Annotated in this window: 19 protein-coding genes and 1 pseudogene; 13 read left to right on the top strand and 7 right to left on the bottom strand. The window is 72.9% G+C overall.

What is annotated here, in order from left to right; all coding sequences use genetic code 11:
* The 4 genes and pseudogenes from GTW43_RS23870 to GTW43_RS23855 form a co-directional block, all read left to right on the top strand.
* A pseudogene (locus tag GTW43_RS23870) lies at positions 1-442 on the top strand (ABC transporter ATP-binding protein); the annotation flags it as partial.
* Positions 439-1,179: an ABC transporter permease gene (locus GTW43_RS23865; RefSeq protein ID WP_161301848.1), complete on the top strand. Its 741-nt coding sequence runs from the start codon at positions 439-441 to the stop codon at positions 1,177-1,179. The pseudogene GTW43_RS23870 and the gene GTW43_RS23865, both read left to right, overlap by 4 nt.
* Positions 1,176-2,345: a sensor histidine kinase gene (locus GTW43_RS23860; RefSeq protein WP_343245990.1), complete on the top strand. Its 1,170-nt coding sequence runs from the start codon at positions 1,176-1,178 to the stop codon at positions 2,343-2,345. The genes GTW43_RS23865 and GTW43_RS23860 overlap by 4 nt, the downstream gene beginning before the upstream one ends.
* Positions 2,342-2,968 (top strand): response regulator transcription factor, encoded by a 627-nt coding sequence (locus GTW43_RS23855; RefSeq protein ID WP_161301849.1) that lies wholly within the window; start codon positions 2,342-2,344, stop codon positions 2,966-2,968. Before GTW43_RS23860 ends, GTW43_RS23855 begins: the two co-directional genes overlap by 4 nt.
* Before the next feature lie 46 nt (positions 2,969-3,014).
* On the opposite strand, the gene GTW43_RS23850 is transcribed toward GTW43_RS23855, so the two are convergent.
* Positions 3,015-3,836 (bottom strand): transglutaminase-like domain-containing protein, encoded by an 822-nt coding sequence (locus tag GTW43_RS23850; protein WP_161301850.1) that lies wholly within the window; start codon positions 3,834-3,836, stop codon positions 3,015-3,017.
* Positions 3,836-4,894, bottom strand: a complete 1,059-nt coding sequence (locus GTW43_RS23845; RefSeq protein ID WP_161301851.1) for a GNAT family N-acetyltransferase — start codon at positions 4,892-4,894, stop codon at positions 3,836-3,838. Before GTW43_RS23845 ends, GTW43_RS23850 begins: the two co-directional genes overlap by 1 nt.
* A gap of 140 nt (positions 4,895-5,034) precedes the next feature.
* Between GTW43_RS23845 and fdxA the strand changes: the two genes are divergently transcribed.
* Entirely contained in the window at positions 5,035-5,355 is a 321-nt protein-coding gene (fdxA, locus tag GTW43_RS23840) for a ferredoxin (protein WP_161301852.1), read from the top strand.
* A 120-nt stretch (positions 5,356-5,475) separates the two neighbouring features.
* Entirely contained in the window at positions 5,476-6,591 is a 1,116-nt protein-coding gene (gene dapC, locus GTW43_RS23835; protein ID WP_161304086.1) for a succinyldiaminopimelate transaminase, read from the top strand.
* A gap of 102 nt (positions 6,592-6,693) precedes the next feature.
* Here the strand turns inward: dapC and GTW43_RS23830 are convergent, their stop codons facing one another.
* Positions 6,694-7,122 (bottom strand): ATP-binding protein, encoded by a 429-nt coding sequence (locus GTW43_RS23830; protein ID WP_161304085.1) that lies wholly within the window; start codon positions 7,120-7,122, stop codon positions 6,694-6,696.
* A gap of 312 nt (positions 7,123-7,434) precedes the next feature.
* Positions 7,435-8,370, bottom strand: a complete 936-nt coding sequence (locus tag GTW43_RS23825; RefSeq protein WP_161304084.1) for a heavy metal transporter — start codon at positions 8,368-8,370, stop codon at positions 7,435-7,437.
* A 62-nt stretch (positions 8,371-8,432) separates the two neighbouring features.
* Between GTW43_RS23825 and dapE the strand changes: the two genes are divergently transcribed.
* Positions 8,433-9,515 carry a succinyl-diaminopimelate desuccinylase gene (gene dapE / locus GTW43_RS23820; RefSeq protein WP_161304083.1) on the top strand — a complete coding sequence of 361 codons (1,083 nt, stop codon included), beginning with the start codon at positions 8,433-8,435 and terminating at the stop codon, positions 9,513-9,515.
* Between the two features lie 102 nt (positions 9,516-9,617).
* The gene (locus GTW43_RS23815) at positions 9,618-10,367 is read left to right on the top strand and encodes a TIGR00730 family Rossman fold protein (RefSeq protein WP_161304082.1); all 750 of its coding nucleotides are present in this window, start codon (positions 9,618-9,620) and stop codon (positions 10,365-10,367) included.
* Between the two features lie 32 nt (positions 10,368-10,399).
* Here the strand turns inward: GTW43_RS23815 and folP are convergent, their stop codons facing one another.
* Entirely contained in the window at positions 10,400-11,260 is an 861-nt protein-coding gene (gene folP, locus GTW43_RS23810; RefSeq protein WP_161304081.1) for a dihydropteroate synthase, read from the bottom strand.
* Positions 11,261-11,405: 145 nt separating this feature from the next.
* Here folP and GTW43_RS23805 point away from each other — a divergent pair, with 145 nt between their 5' ends.
* The gene (locus GTW43_RS23805) at positions 11,406-11,840 is read left to right on the top strand and encodes a DivIVA domain-containing protein (protein ID WP_237536780.1); all 435 of its coding nucleotides are present in this window, start codon (positions 11,406-11,408) and stop codon (positions 11,838-11,840) included.
* Complete coding sequence (locus GTW43_RS23800) at positions 11,837-12,427, top strand: DNA-3-methyladenine glycosylase I (protein WP_161304080.1); 591 nt, start codon at positions 11,837-11,839, stop codon at positions 12,425-12,427. The genes GTW43_RS23805 and GTW43_RS23800 overlap by 4 nt, the downstream gene beginning before the upstream one ends.
* 68 nt (positions 12,428-12,495) lie before the next feature.
* On the opposite strand, the gene GTW43_RS23795 is transcribed toward GTW43_RS23800, so the two are convergent.
* Positions 12,496-13,299, bottom strand: a complete 804-nt coding sequence (locus tag GTW43_RS23795; protein WP_161304079.1) for an enoyl-CoA hydratase-related protein — start codon at positions 13,297-13,299, stop codon at positions 12,496-12,498.
* Between the two features lie 322 nt (positions 13,300-13,621).
* On the opposite strand from GTW43_RS23795, the gene GTW43_RS23790 reads away from it, so the two are divergent.
* Positions 13,622-13,789 carry a DUF3117 domain-containing protein gene (locus GTW43_RS23790; RefSeq protein ID WP_003966491.1) on the top strand — a complete coding sequence of 56 codons (168 nt, stop codon included), beginning with the start codon at positions 13,622-13,624 and terminating at the stop codon, positions 13,787-13,789.
* Between the two features lie 108 nt (positions 13,790-13,897).
* On the opposite strand, the gene GTW43_RS23785 is transcribed toward GTW43_RS23790, so the two are convergent.
* Positions 13,898-14,596: an O-methyltransferase gene (locus GTW43_RS23785; RefSeq protein ID WP_343246102.1), complete on the bottom strand. Its 699-nt coding sequence runs from the start codon at positions 14,594-14,596 to the stop codon at positions 13,898-13,900.
* A gap of 156 nt (positions 14,597-14,752) precedes the next feature.
* Between GTW43_RS23785 and sigE the strand changes: the two genes are divergently transcribed.
* Together sigE and GTW43_RS23775 are read left to right on the top strand one after the other, a co-directional pair.
* Positions 14,753-15,529: an RNA polymerase sigma factor SigE gene (gene sigE, locus GTW43_RS23780; protein WP_161304077.1), complete on the top strand. Its 777-nt coding sequence runs from the start codon at positions 14,753-14,755 to the stop codon at positions 15,527-15,529.
* The coding region (locus tag GTW43_RS23775) for a zf-HC2 domain-containing protein (protein ID WP_343246101.1) at positions 15,526-15,942 on the top strand (417 nt) is incomplete at its 3' end. The genes sigE and GTW43_RS23775, both read left to right, overlap by 4 nt.

The raw sequence follows: 15,942 nt of genomic DNA, 5'->3' as shown, positions 1-15,942 counted from the left end.
TATGGACGTCACCGCGCGGCACGCCTTCTGGGCGACCATGCGCGAGCAGGCCGACCAGGGCCGCACCGTCCTGTTCGCCACCCACTACCTCGAAGAGGCCGACGCGATCGCCGACCGCGTCCTCGTGCTGCACCGCGGCCGCCTCCTCGCCGACGGCACCGCCGCCGAGATCAAGGCGAAGGCCGGCGCCCGCAAGGTCTCCTTCGACCTGGACGGCACGATCGACGAGGCGGCCGTGCGCGGGCTGCCCTTCCTGACCTCGGTCGACATCTCGGGCCAGACCGTCCGCATCCAGTCCACCGACGCCGACGCGACCGTGCACGCGCTGTACGGACTCGGCGTCTACCCCCGCAACCTCGAGGTCGCCGGCCTCGGACTCGAGCAGGCGTTCGTGGCGATCACGTCGGCCGAGGAAGCCGCCGAGGAGGCGAACGCAGCATGAACAGCCTGATCAAGCTCGAGATCACGCGCGCCCTGCGCAACAAGAAGTTCCTGTTCTTCTCGGTGATCTACCCCTCGGTCCTGTTCCTGCTGATCGCGGGCCAGTCCGACACGTCGGCCATGGTCGACGGCACGGGTCTGAACCTGGCCGCGTTCATGATGGTGGCCATGGCCTCCTTCGGCGCTCTCACCGCGGTCCTCATGGGCAACAGCGAGCGCATCGCCAAGGAGCGGGAGAGCGGCTGGGTCCGGCAGCTGAGGCTCACCCCGCTGCCCGGCCGCGGCTACGTGTTCGCCAAGACGGCGAGCGCCGCCGTGGTCTCCCTGCCGTCGATCGTCGTCGTCTTCGTCGTCGCCGCGCTCTTCAAGGACGTCCGCTACGACGCGTGGCAGTGGCTCGCGCTCACCGTCGCGATCTGGGCGGGCAGCCTCTGCTTCGCCGCGCTCGGCGTCGCCATCGGGTACCTCGCCTCCGGCGACGCGGTCCGCCCGATCACGATGATCGTCTACTTCGGCCTGTCGATCCTGGGCGGTCTGTGGATGCCGGCGACGACGTTCCCCGACTGGCTGCAGAACATCAGCAAGTGGATGCCGACCCACGCCTACGCGGGCATCGGCCAGGCCATCGAGCTGGGCGACGCACCGCACGCCAAGGACCTCGCGCTGATGGTCGTCTACTTCCTGCTCTTCGCCGGCGGTGCGGCCTGGATGTACCGGAAGGACACGTTGAAGGCGTGAGTACGCACACGGACGGGGAGCACCGGACGCCGAGGATCGGCCAGCCGCCGGAGACCCGGCGCGAGCTCTACGTGAAGATCCTCTGGATCGCCATGTGGCTGGCCTTCCTCGGCGGCCCCGCCGCCGATCTGCTGCAGGGCAACCACACGCGCGTGGGAACCGTGTTCGGCTGGGCCGGGCTCGTGGTGTTCGCCCTCACCTACGTGGGGCTCGTCGTGCGGCAGACCGGACGGCCCCTGGCCCGGCACGTGGTCCACGGCTCGCTGGCGGCCCTGCCGGTGTTCGCCGTCGTCCTGTCCGTCACCATGGGCGAGGAGTGGCTGGTCCTGTTCGTGTACGTCTCGGTGGCGTGCGGGGCGGTCCTCCCGCTGCGCTGGACCCGCCCGGCGATCCTCGCCACGACGGGCGCCCTGATCGTCGTCGGCCTGACGATCGACCGCAGCCCCGAGTACTGGCTCCTCGTGCCCACCCTGCTCGGCGGCTTCTCGATGATCGGCGTACGGGAACTGGTCCGGACCTCGCGGGAACTGCGCGAGGCCCGTGCCCGGGTCGCCCAGCTCGCCGCCAACGAGGAACGGCTGCGGCTCGCCCGCGACCTGCACGACCTGCTGGGCCACTCGCTGTCCCTCATCACGCTCAAGAGCGAACTCGCGGGCCGGATGCTGCCCGACCACCCCGGCAAGGCGGCCGACCAGGTCGCCGACATCGAGAAGGTCAGCCGGCAGGCCCTGGTCGACGTCCGCGAGGCCGTCACCGGCTACCGGCGGCCCCGGCTCGGCGCGGAACTCGCGGGCGCCCAGGCCGCTCTGGCCGCCGCGGGCATCGGCGCCGAGATCCCGCCGCAGGTCCCCGAGCTGCCCGAGACCCAGGAGGCGGCGCTCGCCTGGACGCTGCGCGAGGCCGTCACCAACGTCGTCCGGCACAGCGGTGCCCGGCGCTGCCTCGTCTCCCTCGTGCGGCGCGAGACCCTCGCGGGGCCCGTCGTCGAGCTGACCGTCGAGGACGACGGCGCGGGCCCCACCGGCGCGCCGCCCGGCAACGGCCTGGCCGGGCTCGCCGAGCGCGTCGCCGCGGTCGGCGGCACCCTCGACACGGGTCCGGCCCCGGGGCGCGGGTTCCTGCTGGTGGCCCGGGTCCCCGCGGGCTCCGTAGGATCCGCCGCATGACGACCCAGAACGAGCCGGCGATCAGAGTGCTGCTCGCCGAGGACCAGTCGATGGTGCGCGAGGCGCTCGCGGCGCTGCTCGGCCTCGAACCGGACATGGAGGTCGTCGCCCAGGTCGCCCGCGGTGACGAGGTCCTGGCGGCGGCCCGCGCCCACGCCGTGGACGTCGCGCTGCTCGACATCGAGATGCCCGGGTGCACCGGGATCGAGGCCGCCGCAGCGCTGCGCGCCGCGCTGCCGGACCTCAAGGTGGTCGTCCTCACCACGTTCGGGCGCCCCGGCTACCTGCGCAGTGCCATGGAGGCCGGGGCGCACGCGTTCCTGGTCAAGGACGCCCCGGCGGCGCAGCTCGCCGAGGCCGTCCGCACGGTCCTGCGCGGTGAGCGTGTCATCGACCCGGTGCTGGCCGCGGCCGCCCTCGCGGAGGGCGCCAACCCGCTGACGGACCGCGAGCGCGAGATCCTGCGCGAGGCCGCCGACGGACGGACCAACGCGGAGCTCGCGGGCGCCCTGCACCTCTCCCAGGGCACGGTCCGCAACTACCTGTCGACCGCCATCCAGAAGCTCGCGGTGCGCAACAGGGCGGAGGCGGTGCGCGTGGCGCGGGAGAAGGGCTGGCTCTAGGGGGAAGGGCTCGCCGTAGGGGGTGCCCACGATCCGCGTGGGCTGCTCAGTTCAGCATCGCGCGGGCCGCCCGCGCCTGCCCCCGCACCAGCTCGGCGGCCGCGTCGTCGACCTCTCCGAGCACCTCCGCGTAGGCGTCCAGCTCGGCGGCCCCGGCGACGAACTCCCCGCGCCGCACCAGCAGTTGCGCCCGCTCGTACCGCAGCCGCGCCGGGTGCGCGGGCAGCAGCAGCGACAGTTCGACCGCCCACATCGACACGTCCGACCGCTCGGGCCGCGCCTGGGCCCACGTCCGCACGTTGTTCAGGATCCGCAGCACGATCTCCAGCGGATCCGCCGGCCGCAGCATCGAGCGCTCCAGCGGCGCCCCCGTCGCCCCGACCACGAGCAGCTCCGCGTCGGGCCCGGTCAGCACCCGCCCCGCCCCGAACGGATCGGCGAGCACCTGCTCCTCCGGGTCCCCGAACCCGACCACGAAGTGCCCGGGCAGCGCGACCCCGTAGACGGGCGCCCCGGCCCGCCGCGCCACCTCCAGCCACACCACGGACAGCAGGATCGGCAGCCCTCGGCGGCGCCGCAGCACCTCGTGCAGCAGCGAGGACTCCAGCCGCTGGTAGTCGCCGGGCACGCCGTGGAACCCGAGCCGGGCGCCGAGCAGTTCGCCGAGCGCGAGCGCCCAGGACCGCGGCCCGCCCGGCCGGAACGGCAACTGGCCGGCCAGCTCGTCCAGTTCGATCTGCGCCGCGTCCATCCCGGCCTCGTCGAGAGCGGGATCCGCCTCCGCGGCCAGCAGCAGGCACAGCTGCACGAGGTCGGGCCGCTCGGCCCGGGCCTCCGCGGCGAACAGGCGGCGCAGATCGGTGGTCATCAGCTGTCCCGGTCGGGTGCGCGGTAGTGGTGGTAGGCGTGGTGGGTGCGGAAGCCGAGCCCGTCGTAGAGCACCCGGGCGCCCTCGTTGTCTGCCTCGACCTGCAGCCAGGCCGCGGAGGCCCCCTCGTCGAGCGCCTGCCGGGCGAGCGCGGCCATCACGAGCGTCGCGAGGCCCTGCCTGCGCCGCTCCGGGGCGACCTCGACCGCGGCGAACCCGGCCCACCGACCGTCGACGACGCACCGCCCGATCGCGGCCGGCACCCCGCTCGCGTCCGGCACGGTCGCGAACCACACCGAGGGGCCGGAGCCGAGCACCTTGAGCGCGACCTCGTCGGCGCCCTTGCGCTGGTAGCGGGCGAGCCAGCTCTCGTGCGGCGTGCGCGTCAGCCCGACCCGGCCGCCGGGGTCCACGGCGTCGCCGATCGGCGCGAGCGCCGCGACGCGCAGCTCCGCGCTGACCTCCCGCTCCCAGCCGCGCGCCTCCAGTGCGGCGCAGAGCGCCTCCTGGGTGCCGGGCGCGCCGGTGGCCGTCTGCGCGTACGCGGGCAGGCCGCGGGCCGCGTACCAGTCCCGTACGCGCGCGAGAGCGGCGTCGAGGGGGAGGCCCGGATCGCCCACGGGCAGGACGGAATTGGCCCGTCGCGTGAAGCCCGACCGCCGACCGGCCGCCGCCTCGCCACGACGCGCCGCGGGCGGACCCTCCTGGTACGCGGCCCGCAGCTCCCACTCGCCGAGCTGCTCGCTCTCCAGGGGGCGCCACGCGCGCGAGGAGACCCGCGCGAGCTCCGGGTACGTCGCGGACGGGCCGCGCCTGCGGGCCGGTCCGTCCGGCACGACCTTGCCCGCGACCAGCGTCGACTCCTCGATCCGCACGACCTCCCCACCCCTCCGTGTGATGTACAGCACACCATCGTCCCACGATGTGAGAACCCCGACGGTGTCCGTGAACTTCCGACCCGCGGGGCCGTCCTCGACCACCCGTCGTACGGAAACACGTTTTCCCACGTCAGACGGGTTCAAGCGGACCTCGAGCCGTCCGCCCGCAGTGAATTCCACAGCTCGGTCCACCCCTCCTGTTCGGATCATGCCCGGGAACGGAGATACTAGGGGCGGGCATCGACGACGCCGCGCTCCCGCGCGCCAGGCGGCGGAGCCTGTGGAGGCCCGCCAGCGCCCTATCGAGGAGGAACGACAGCGTGACCTACGTCATCGCGCAGCCTTGTGTCGACGTCAAGGACAAGGCGTGCATCGAGGAGTGCCCGGTCGACTGCATCTACGAGGGCTCCCGGTCCTTGTACATCCACCCGGACGAATGCGTCGACTGTGGTGCCTGTGAGCCGGTCTGTCCGGTCGAGGCGATCTTCTACGAGGACGACACTCCTGAGGAGTGGAAGGACTACTACAAGGCGAACGTCGAGTTCTTCGACGAGCTCGGCTCGCCCGGTGGTGCCTCGAAGATGGGCCTGATCGAGAAGGACCACCCGTTCATCGCCGCGCTGCCGCCGCAGAACGGCTGACGTCGGTCAGCGGTACGCATGTGCACGGCCCCGGTCCCGTACGGCTTCGTCCGCCGTACGGGACCGGGCTGTTTTCCGAACCAGTACTGAGTCCGCCCTGAGAGAGAAAAGAGCCGCCCGGTGTCCGCAGTCTCCGACCGCCTCCCCACGTTTCCCTGGGACAAGCTGGAGCCGTACAAGAAGACGGCCGCGGCGCACCCCGGCGGCATCGTCGACCTCTCCGTCGGCACGCCCGTGGACCCGGTGCCCGACCTGATCCAGAAGGCCCTGGCGGCCGCCGCGGACTCCCCGGGCTACCCGACGGTCTGGGGCACCCCCGAGCTGCGCGACGCGCTCGTGTCCTGGTCCGAGCGCCGCCTCGGCGCCCGCGACCTGACCCATCGCAACGTCCTGCCCGTGGTCGGCTCCAAGGAGCTCGTGGCCTGGCTGCCGACCCAGCTCGGTCTCGGCCCGGGCGACAAGGTCGCCTACCCGCAGCTCGCCTACCCGACCTACGAGGTCGGCGCCCGCCTCGCCCGCGCCGAGGGCGTCGCCTACGACGCCGAGGTGTTCGCCGCCGCCCCCGCGGCCGGTCTCGACCCCGAGGGCGTCCGGCTCCTGTGGCTCAACTCCCCGTCCAACCCGACGGGCCGGGTGCTGACACGGGCGGAGCTGACCCGGATCGTCGCCTGGGCCCGCGAGCACGGCATCCTCGTCTTCTCCGACGAGTGCTACGTGGAGCTGGGCTGGGAGGCCGACCCCGTCTCGGCCCTGCACCCGGAGGTCAACGGCGGCTCGTACGAGGGGATCGTCACCGTCCACTCGCTGTCCAAGCGCTCCAACCTGGCGGGCTACCGGGCCGCCTTCCTCGCCGGTGACGCGGCCGTCCTCGGCGAGCTGCTCGAGATCCGCAAGCACGGCGGCATGATGACCTCCGCGCCGACCCAGGCCGCCGTCGTGGCCGCCCTCGGCGACGACCAGCACGTCCAGGAGCAGCGCGCCCGCTACGCGGCCCGCCGTACCCGGCTGCGCGCCGCCCTGGAGGCCCACGGCTTCCGCATCGAGCACAGCGAGGCCAGCCTCTACCTGTGGGCGAGCCGCGGCGAGTCCTGCTGGGACACGGTCGCCCACCTCGCCGGACTCGGCATCCTCGTCGCTCCCGGCGACTTCTACGGCCCGGCGGGCGGGGAGTTCGTCCGGGTCGCGCTCACCGCGACCGACGAGCGCGTCGACGCGGCGGTCGCCCGCCTCGCCTGACGCGACCCGCACAACGGGGTGACGGTGCGCAACGAGGTGTGGGGAGCCGCCGCAGCAGCTCCCCACACCCCGTCACCGGTCGCGCCCCGTACGGGGCCGTGATCAGCCCAGCGGCAGACCGTCCACCGGCAGGCCGCCCTTGGCCACCGCGTCGGTCGGCAGGCCGCCCTTGGTCGCGGTGCCGGCCGTGTCGCCGACCACGTCACCGGCGCTGCCCGCCAGGTCGCCGGCCGCCTTCTGGGCCGCCGGGGTGGCGGTCTTCGCGCTCTTGCCGACCGTCTTGCCCGCGGCGGGGACGGCCTTCTTGACGGCCTTGCTGCCGGTGTCGCCCGCGACACCGCTCACGTTCTGCGCCGCGCCGTCCACCGTCTTGCCCAGGTTCGCGCCGTCCAGCGCGGTCACGCCGCCCAGGTCGGGCGTGGCCGGGAGAGCGGCGGCACTCGCGGATCCGGCCGCACCGACCACGGGTGCCGCACCTGCCGCCACCAGCAGCGCGACGCGGGCGATCCGACGGGTCAGGGGGAGGGACATGATGCTCCTTCGACGGGAGAGGACGTTGACTGCCCGGGCGGGCCGGCGGCGCGCCCGGACGCAGTGACAACCGAACCGGGGGCCGGGAAGGTTGCGGGTCCGCTCGACAAAGGGTCGGCAATGCATCGCATTATCGGCTGAGGAGAAAACCGGGCATTAGCCGCTTGTCGTGTCCCCGGAGAACACGTCTGAAGAACCCTTACGCCCCTTGGCCGACAGGGGATCCGACGATCACCCGGCGCCCTCGGCGGCCGTGCGCTCCGGACCGCGTGCGGCACCGCCCGTCATCCCTCGGCCGGGTGAGGTCTCGCACTACTGCCCGGTGACGATCCGGACCTCGGCGGCGCCCCCGGGGGCCCCGGCCGCCTCGCCGTCCCCGCCCGCGCCCGTGCGGTGCCAGGCACCGCCGGACCCGCCCGCGGTCCACTCCCGGCCCGCGTAGGAGACGCGCTCGATGCGCAGTGCCGCCGAGTTGGCCACCGCCCACTGGGCCAGCTCCCAGCCGCGCTTCTGCGTGCCGCCCCCGGCCCCGTCCATCGTCCGCGCCACCGGCACCCGCACGGAGTGCTGCCCGCGGTCCGCGACCGGCGCCAGGTCCTTGCCGAAGTCGCGCACCAGCGCGTCCCGCACGCGCGCGGGGTCGCCCGTCCGCGCCGCGCCGGCCCCGGACGGGCGGCCCTCGCAGGTGAGCGAGGCCGCGGCCCGGCCGGTCAGCGCGGCCGACAGCAGCGTCGCGTCCGGCTCGTGCTTGGCGTAGGCCTGCGGATAGCCGCTGCGCTGCACCCGCTGCGCCGCCACCGTCAGCGGCAGCCGCGAGTACCCCGGGATCTTCTCCAGGTGCTCGTAGAACCGCGCCGACGCGTAGGCCGGGTCCATGATCTGCTTCTCCGTGCCCCAGCCCTTCGAGGGCCGCTGCTGGAACAGGCCCAGCGAGTCCCGGTCGCCGTACTTGATGTTCCGCAGGCCGGACTCCTGGAGGGCCGTCGCGAGCGCGATCGTGACCGCGCGCTCGGGCATCCCGCGCGAGGTGCCGACGGCCGAGATCGTCGCCGCGTTGACCGCCTGCTGGGCCGTGAACTCGTAGCGCGCCCCGTCCCCGTTGGCCGAGACCACCGTGCATCTGGGCGCCGTCCGGCCACCGGTGGCGTACTGCACGGCCACGTACGTCGCGACCGCGAGCAGCACGACGGCGGCGGCGCCGAGTCGCAGGAGGCGGGCGCGCCGGAAGGGGACAGGGGGCTCAGGCACGCGTCCAAGGTACTGGAGTCCCCCGACAGGCCCCCCGTGGCCTGCGGGATAGGCTCGGCGCCATGGACCGCACCTCGCTCGACCTCGCTCAGGACGCCGCTCTGCTCACCGCCCAGCTGGTCGACTTCCCCTCGCCCAGCGGCAGCGAGAAGGAGCTGGCCGACGCCGTCGAGGAGGCGCTGCGCGCGCTGCCGCACCTCACCGTCGACCGGTACGGGAACAACGTGGTGGCGCGCACCCACCTGGGCCGTGCCGAGCGGGTCGTCCTCGCCGGCCACATCGACACGGTGCCGATCGCGGACAACGTGCCCTCGCGGCTCGACCCGGACGGCACCCTGTGGGGCTGCGGCACGAGCGACATGAAGTCCGGCGTCGCGGTCCAGCTGCGCATCGCCCGGACGGTCACCGAACCCAACCGCGACCTCACGTTCGTGTTCTACGACAACGAAGAGGTGGCCGCCCACCTCAACGGTCTCGGGCATGTGGCCGACGCCCACCCCGACTGGCTCGCCGGGGACTTCGCGATCCTCCTGGAGGGCACCGAGGGACTCGTCGAGGGCGGCTGCCAGGGCACCCTGCGCGTCATCCTGAAGGTCAAGGGCGAGCGCGCGCACTCCGCGCGCGCGTGGATGGGCAGCAACGCGATCCACGCCGCCGCGCCGATCCTGGAGCGGCTCGCCGCCTACGAGCCGCGCACGCCGGTCGTGGACGGCCTGGAGTTCCACGAGGGGCTCAACGCGGTCCGCGTCGAGGGCTTCGTCGCGACCAACGTGATCCCCGACGCGTGCGCCGTCACCGTCAACTTCCGCTACGCGCCCGACCGGTCCATGGCCGAGGCCGAGCAGTTCGTCCGGGACTTCTTCGCCGGCTGCCCGATCGAGGAGTTCGTCGTCGACGACCACACCGGCGGCGCCCGGCCCGGCCTCACCCACCCCGCCGCGGCCGCGTTCCTCGCGGCGGTGGGCGGCGAGCCGCGCCCCAAGTTCGGCTGGACCGACGTCTCCCGCTTCAGCGCCCTCGGCGTCCCCGCCGTGAACTACGGCCCGGGCAACCCGATCTACGCCCACAAGATCGACGAGCGGGTCGACACGGCGCTGATCCTGGAGGCCGAGAAGGTACTCGCCTCCTGGCTCACCGCCTCCTGACCGCACACCGCCCGATACGGCGAGGTCCCGCTCCTGTAACCCGCGTAGACCTACCCTTGCTCTACGTAAGGGCGTGTCCACCACGCAGGAAGGGAGCGGACGATGAGCAACCCGGAGGGCAAGCGGCGTCCCAAGGAGCAGCTGACGGGGCCGGTCGTCCGGCGGCGCGACCAGGTGCGGCCGGGGACCACGGACCAGCGTCTGCTCGACACCGAGGGACCCTCGGAGTGGGTGCACACGGACCCCTGGCGGGTCCTGCGCATCCAGTCGGAGTTCATCGAGGGTTTCGGCACCCTCGCCGAACTGCCACCCGCGATCAGCGTCTTCGGCTCCGCCCGCACCCCCGAGGACTCGGCGGAGTACGCGGCGGGCGTCGCCATCGGCAAGGCGCTCGTGGAGGCGGGCTTCGCCGTCATCACCGGCGGCGGCCCGGGCGCCATGCAGGCGGCCAACCAGGGCGCTGTCGAGGCCAAGGGCATCTCGGTCGGCCTCGGCATCGAGCTGCCGTTCGAACAGGGCCTCAACCCGTACGTCGACCTCGGGCTGAACTTCCGCTACTTCTTCGTGCGCAAGACGATGTTCGTGAAGTACGCGCAGGGCTTCGTGGTGCTGCCGGGCGGCCTCGGCACCCTGGACGAGCTCTTCGAGGCGCTCACCCTCGTGCAGACCACGAAGGTGACCCGCTTCCCGATCGTCCTCTTCGGCACGCAGTACTGGAGCGGGCTGGTCGACTGGCTGAAGAACACGGTGATCGCCCAGGGCAAGGCCGGCGAGGCCGACCTGCTCCTGTTCCACGTCACGGACGACGTGGAGGAGGCGATCACCCTGGTCACCAAGGAGACCGGGAAGTAACGCCGCGTCGGGCGGCTCGGGCGAGCTTCGCCCTACGCCAGCCCCCGGCGGGCGACCGCCGGGGGCCGGTGCCCCGCGATGGACGCCACCATGTCCAGCACCTGCCGCGTCTCGGCCACCTCGTGCACCCGGTAGACCTGCGCACCGAGCCACGCGGAGACGGCCGTCGTCGCCAGCGTCCCGATCACCCGCTCCTTGACCGGCCGGTCCAGGGTCTCGCCCACGAAGTCCTTGTTGGACAGCGAGACGAGCACCGGCCAGCCGGTGGTGACCATCTCCGGCAGCCGCCGGGTCGCCTCCAGCGAGTGCCGCGTGTTCTTCCCGAAGTCGTGCCCGGGGTCGATCAGCACCGACTCGCGCGGCACGCCGAGCGCGACGGCCCGCTCGGCGAGCCCCACCGTCAGGTCCAGGATGTCCGCCATCACGTCCTCGTACGCGATCCGGTGCGGCCGCGTGCGCGGCTCGGCGCCGCCCGCGTGCGTGCACACGAGGCCCACCCCGTGCCGGGCCGCGACCTCGGCGAGCTTCGGATCGACCCCGCCCCACGCGTCGTTGAGCAGGTCCGCGCCCACCGCGCAGACCGCCTCGCCGACCTCGTGCCGCCACGTGTCGACGCTGATGATCACGTCGGGGAACCGGCGCCGCACCTCGGCGACGAAGCCGACGGTCCGCCGCGCCTCCTCCTCGGCGTCGACCTCCTCGCCGGGGCCCGCCTTCACGCCGCCGATGTCCACGATCGCGGCGCCCTCGGCGATCGCCTGCTCGACCCGGGCCAGCGCGGGCTCGTCGCGGAACGTGGCGCCCTGGTCGTAGAAGGAGTCCGGGGTCCGGTTCACGATCGCCATGATCACCGGCTCGTCGGCGTCGAACGCGCGTCCGCCCAGCCTGAGCATCCCTGTGACTCTCCTCTGGATCCCACTTGATCGGTCGCCTGCGACCTTAACTGTCGGTGCGGCATGGCACGATCGGACCCTGACGGTTTCGGGCCCGCGCACCGCGGCCCGGCCGAGCCACCGGTCGACCCAGGGGACACCACGGATGCTCATGTTCTTGTTTCTGGTCGTCGCGCTGGTCGTGGTCGTCGGGGCGGTGACCCTCGCCGTCCTCGGCGGGGGCGACGCCGGCACGCTGCGCGACGAGCCGTCCCAGTTCTACGCGGACCCGCTCCCGCAGGACCGTCCCGTGGCCCGCACGGACGTCGAGGACCTGCGCCTGCCGACCGCGGTGCGCGGGTACCGCATGGCCGAGGTCGACGACGCGCTGAACAGACTGGGCGCGGAGCTCGCCGAGCGCGACGCGCGCATCACCGAGCTCGAGTCGGCGCTCGCCGCGGCCCGCACCAGGCCGTTCCCCCAGGACACCGACCCGCACACCCACCCGCACCCCGATCCGCACCCCGACCCGCACACCGGCCTGGGCGGCTTCACCCCGCCGGGCGGATACGGGCAGGGGCCGGGGGAGGAGTACCGATGAGCGAGCCCGTCACCGGCGCCGTCGCCGGGCCCGACGGCAAGCTGCGCTGCCCGTGGGCCGTGTCCGCCGAGGACTACATGGCGTACCACGACGAGGAGTGGGGCCGTGAGGTGCGCGGCGACGACGCGTTCTTCGAGCGGCTCACCCTGGAGGCCTTCCAGTCCGGCCTGTCCTGGATCACGATCCTGCGCCGCCGCGAGGGCTTCCGCGCCGCGTTCGCCCGGTTCAGGATCGCCGAGGTCGCCCGGTTCACCGACACCGACCGGGCGCGTCTGCTCGCCGACGCGGGCATCATCCGCAACGCGGCCAAGATCGACGCCACGCTGAACAACGCGCGCGTGCTGGCCGGCTGGGACAAGGGCGAGCTGGACCGCCTCATCTGGTCGCACGCGCCCGAGCGCACCAAGGGCCCCGGGCCGCGTGCCCTGAGCGACGTCCCGGCGATCACCGACGCGTCCAAGGCCCTGTCGAAGGACCTGAAGAAGCGCGGCGTGCGCTTCGTCGGCCCCACGACGGCATACGCCCTGATGCAGGCGTGCGGCCTGGTCGACGACCACCTCGCCGACTGCTGGGCCAGACGGACCTGACGCCCGCCCGGCCCCTGCTCCGGCTCCCTCCGGCGTTCCGGGCTCCGGGCTCCCGGATCCGGGCTCTGTCAGCGGCCGAGGTACTTCGGCTTCTCCTTGGCGATGAAGGCCTGGACGGCGATCACATGGTCCTCGGAGGCACCCGCCCGGGTCTGCAGCTCGTCCTCCTTCTCGAGCGCCTCGTCGAGCGAGTGGTCGGCGCCGAACGCGAGCGACTCCTTCAGCGCGGCGTACGCGACGGTGGGGCCCTCGGCGAGCGTCCGGGCCACCGAGAGCGCCTCGGCGGCGAGCTCGGCGGCGGGCACGACCCGGTTGACGATCCCCAGCTCGTGGGCCTCCTGCACCGTGAGCGTGCGCGGGAAGAACATCAGGTCGGCGGCGCGGCCCGGTCCGACGAGCCGCGGCAGCGTCCAGGAGACGCCCGAGTCGGCGGTCAGCGCGACCCCGGCGAACGACGTGTTGAACGACGCGGTGTCGGAGGCGATCCGGTAGTCCGCGCACAGGGCGAAGCCGAACCCGGCGCCCGCCGCCACGCCGTTGACGGCCGCCACGACCGGCTTCTGCATCTGGGTCAGCGCCCGCACGATCGGGTTGTAGTGCTCGCGCACCGTGCTCATCGTGCTTCCCTGGCCTTCGGCGCGGTCGGCCATGAGTGACCCGACGTGCTCCTTGAGGTCCTGGCCCACGCAGAACGCCCGGTCACCGGCGGCCGTCAGCAGGACCGCCCGCACCGCGGGATCGGCGGCGGCCGCCTGCGCCGCGTCGCGAAGGGCGACCTTGGCCTCGGTGTTCATCGCGTTCATCGCCTCGGGACGATGGATCGTGATCGTCGCGAGCCCGTCGCTCACCTCGTACAGCACCGTGTCCGCCATGGGACCCCTCCTATGCGGTCGCTCAGCTCTCCGCCCCACAGCATGACGGAGATCACGACACGTGGAGGGCCCCGGGTATGTGACCTGCGTCAAACAATTCGGTCGTCACGAGGTGGCCGGAGGCGCGGAGTATCGCAGCTACATCGCCGAATTGGGTGGTTTTGCTCAAGTGCGTTGCCCAAGCGATGCCGACTGATGTTGGTCATCGGGTCCTCTGATGCGGGATAATGGCCTGGAAGCAATGTGTTCGATGCCGGTGACGTGTGCCCGTGCCAGTGGGCCGTCGGCTGACGATGAGCTGGTTTCAGGAAGGGGAACGAGCATGGCGGCCATGAAGCCGCGAACGGGTGACGGCCCGCTCGAGGTGACCAAGGAGGGGCGGGGCATCGTCATGCGCGTTCCGCTCGAAGGCGGCGGTCGGCTCGTGGTCGAGCTGACGCCGGACGAGGCCGATGCCCTCGGCGACGCGCTGAAGAAGGTCGTCGGCTGACGCGGAAGCGACCATACCTTTTCGGCTGCCCCGGCACACACTCGGTGCCGGGGCAGCCGTGTGTCCGGGGCCGCGCGGGGCCTGCGGGCCGTCAGGACCGGGGCGGACTCACCTCTTGACGGCGCAGAGCAGCCCGTCCCCGACCGGCAGCAGCGAGGACACCAGCTCGGACGACTCGCGCACCGCGCGCAGCAGCTCGCGCACCCGCACCACCTCCACCGGCTGAGGGCCCGAGTCCACGGTCCGCCCGTCCGAGAAGATCCCCTCGAAGCAGACGAGACCCCCGGGGCGCAGGAGGCGCAACGATTCAGCGAGGTACTCCAGGCTCTCCATCCGGTCCCCGTCGCAGAAGACGAGGTCGTACCCGCTGTCGGTGAGCCGCGGCAGCACGTCGAGCGCCCGGCCCGGGATGAATCGGGCGCGGTTGCTGGCGAAGCCGGCCGCGCGGAACGCCTGCCGGGCGAACTGCTGCCGCTCCGGCTCCGGGTCCACGGTCGTCAGCACGCCGTCCGGCCGCATGCCGTGCAACAGATGGATTCCGGACACGCCCGTGCCCGTGCCGATCTCGGCGACGGCCTTGGCCCCCACCGTGGCAGCGAGCATCCGCAGCGCCGCGCCCGCGCCCGGGGACACCGAGCGCAGCCCCGCCTCGCGGGCGCGGTCGCGGGCCCAGCGGGTCGCGTCGTCCTCGGCGACAAAGGCGTCGGCGAACGCCCAGCTCGTCTGCCGGTTGCCGGTAATGGCCCTCTCCTGTCCCCGTGGTTGCCTGCGCGTGACTTTATCCGTTGGTGGCGGGAACTCGCAGATGGGACCGGGCGTTTGGAAGAGCAGGGGGAAAGTGTGGGGAGAAGCCGGGGACAGCACGTGGTGACAGCGACACATCCGGAGGCCGCAGCGGCCCCCGGAGACCGAGTGGCAAATCTGAGTAAAAACGCTTATCCGGAGCTAACGGGCGAGGTGGCTATGGTAGGGGCTCCACTGGACACCACCAGAGCCGACAGGGGAGGTGCGGCTGCGCCTGTGGATCGGGGAGGAGTGCTTCGGCGCTTTCTCAGGTCGGCAGGTGAGCCGAAATCCGTGACCGACACCGCTGACCGATTCCGCACCGTTGACTCCGCGCAGCAGACCGCGACCTTTGCCGCTGATGCGGGCTCGCAGGCGTGGACTCCGCCCACCTGGGAGGAGATCGTCAGCACGCACAGCGCCCGGGTCTACCGGCTCGCTTACCGCCTGACCGGCAATCAGCACGACGCCGAGGACCTCACGCAGGAGGTCTTCGTCCGTGTCTTCCGCTCGCTGTCGACGTACACGCCGGGCACCTTCGAGGGCTGGCTGCACCGCATCACGACGAACCTGTTCCTGGACATGGTCCGCCGCAAGCAGCGCATCCGCTTCGACGCCCTCGGGGACGACGCGGCCGAGCGGCTGCCCAGCCGTGAGCCCTCGCCCCAGCAGGTCTTCAACGACGCGCACTTCGACGCCGACGTCCAGCAGGCCCTCGACACGCTCGCGCCCGAGTTCCGTGCCGCCGTCGTCCTCTGTGACATCGAGGGGCTCTCGTACGAGGAGATCGCCGCGACCCTGGGCGTGAAGCTCGGCACCGTCCGCAGCCGCATCCACCGCGGGCGCTCCCAGCTGCGCAAGGCCCTCAAGCACCGTTCACCGGAGGCCCGCGCCGAGCGCCGCTCGCTCGCGACCACGGGCGTCCCCGTCCTCGGCGGAGGGGGCGCGCCCGCGTGAGTGGATCACGTCTCAATCCTGCCGAGCGCCGCGGGACCGCGGCCGACGAGCACCTCGGGGACCGGCTCGCCGCCCTGGTCGACGGCGAGCTGGGCCACGACGCCCGCGAGCGCGTCCTGGCGCATCTGGCGACGTGCCCGAAGTGCAAGACCGAGGCGGACGCCCAGCGCCGCCTCAAGAGCGTCTTCGCGCAGACCGCGCCGCCGCCGCCCTCCGAGAGCTTCCTCGCCCGCCTCCAGGGGTTGCCCGGGGGTTCTGACGGCGATTCCGGAAGCGCCCCCTTCGGCGGCGGAGGATTCGGCTCCGGCCGACCCCTCGGCGGCGTCCGGGGCTTCGGACAGGGCGTCTTCGACGTAGACGCCGAGCAGTTCGCCTTCGCGCCCGCGGGCGCGCACGCCGCCGTGCTCCCCAGA

Origin of the sequence: Streptomyces sp. SID5785 (assembly GCF_009870065.1) — a bacterium.
In the GTDB taxonomy this organism is placed as follows: domain Bacteria; phylum Actinomycetota; class Actinomycetes; order Streptomycetales; family Streptomycetaceae; genus Streptomyces.
This window is presented reverse-complemented; position numbering and strand designations above follow the sequence as displayed.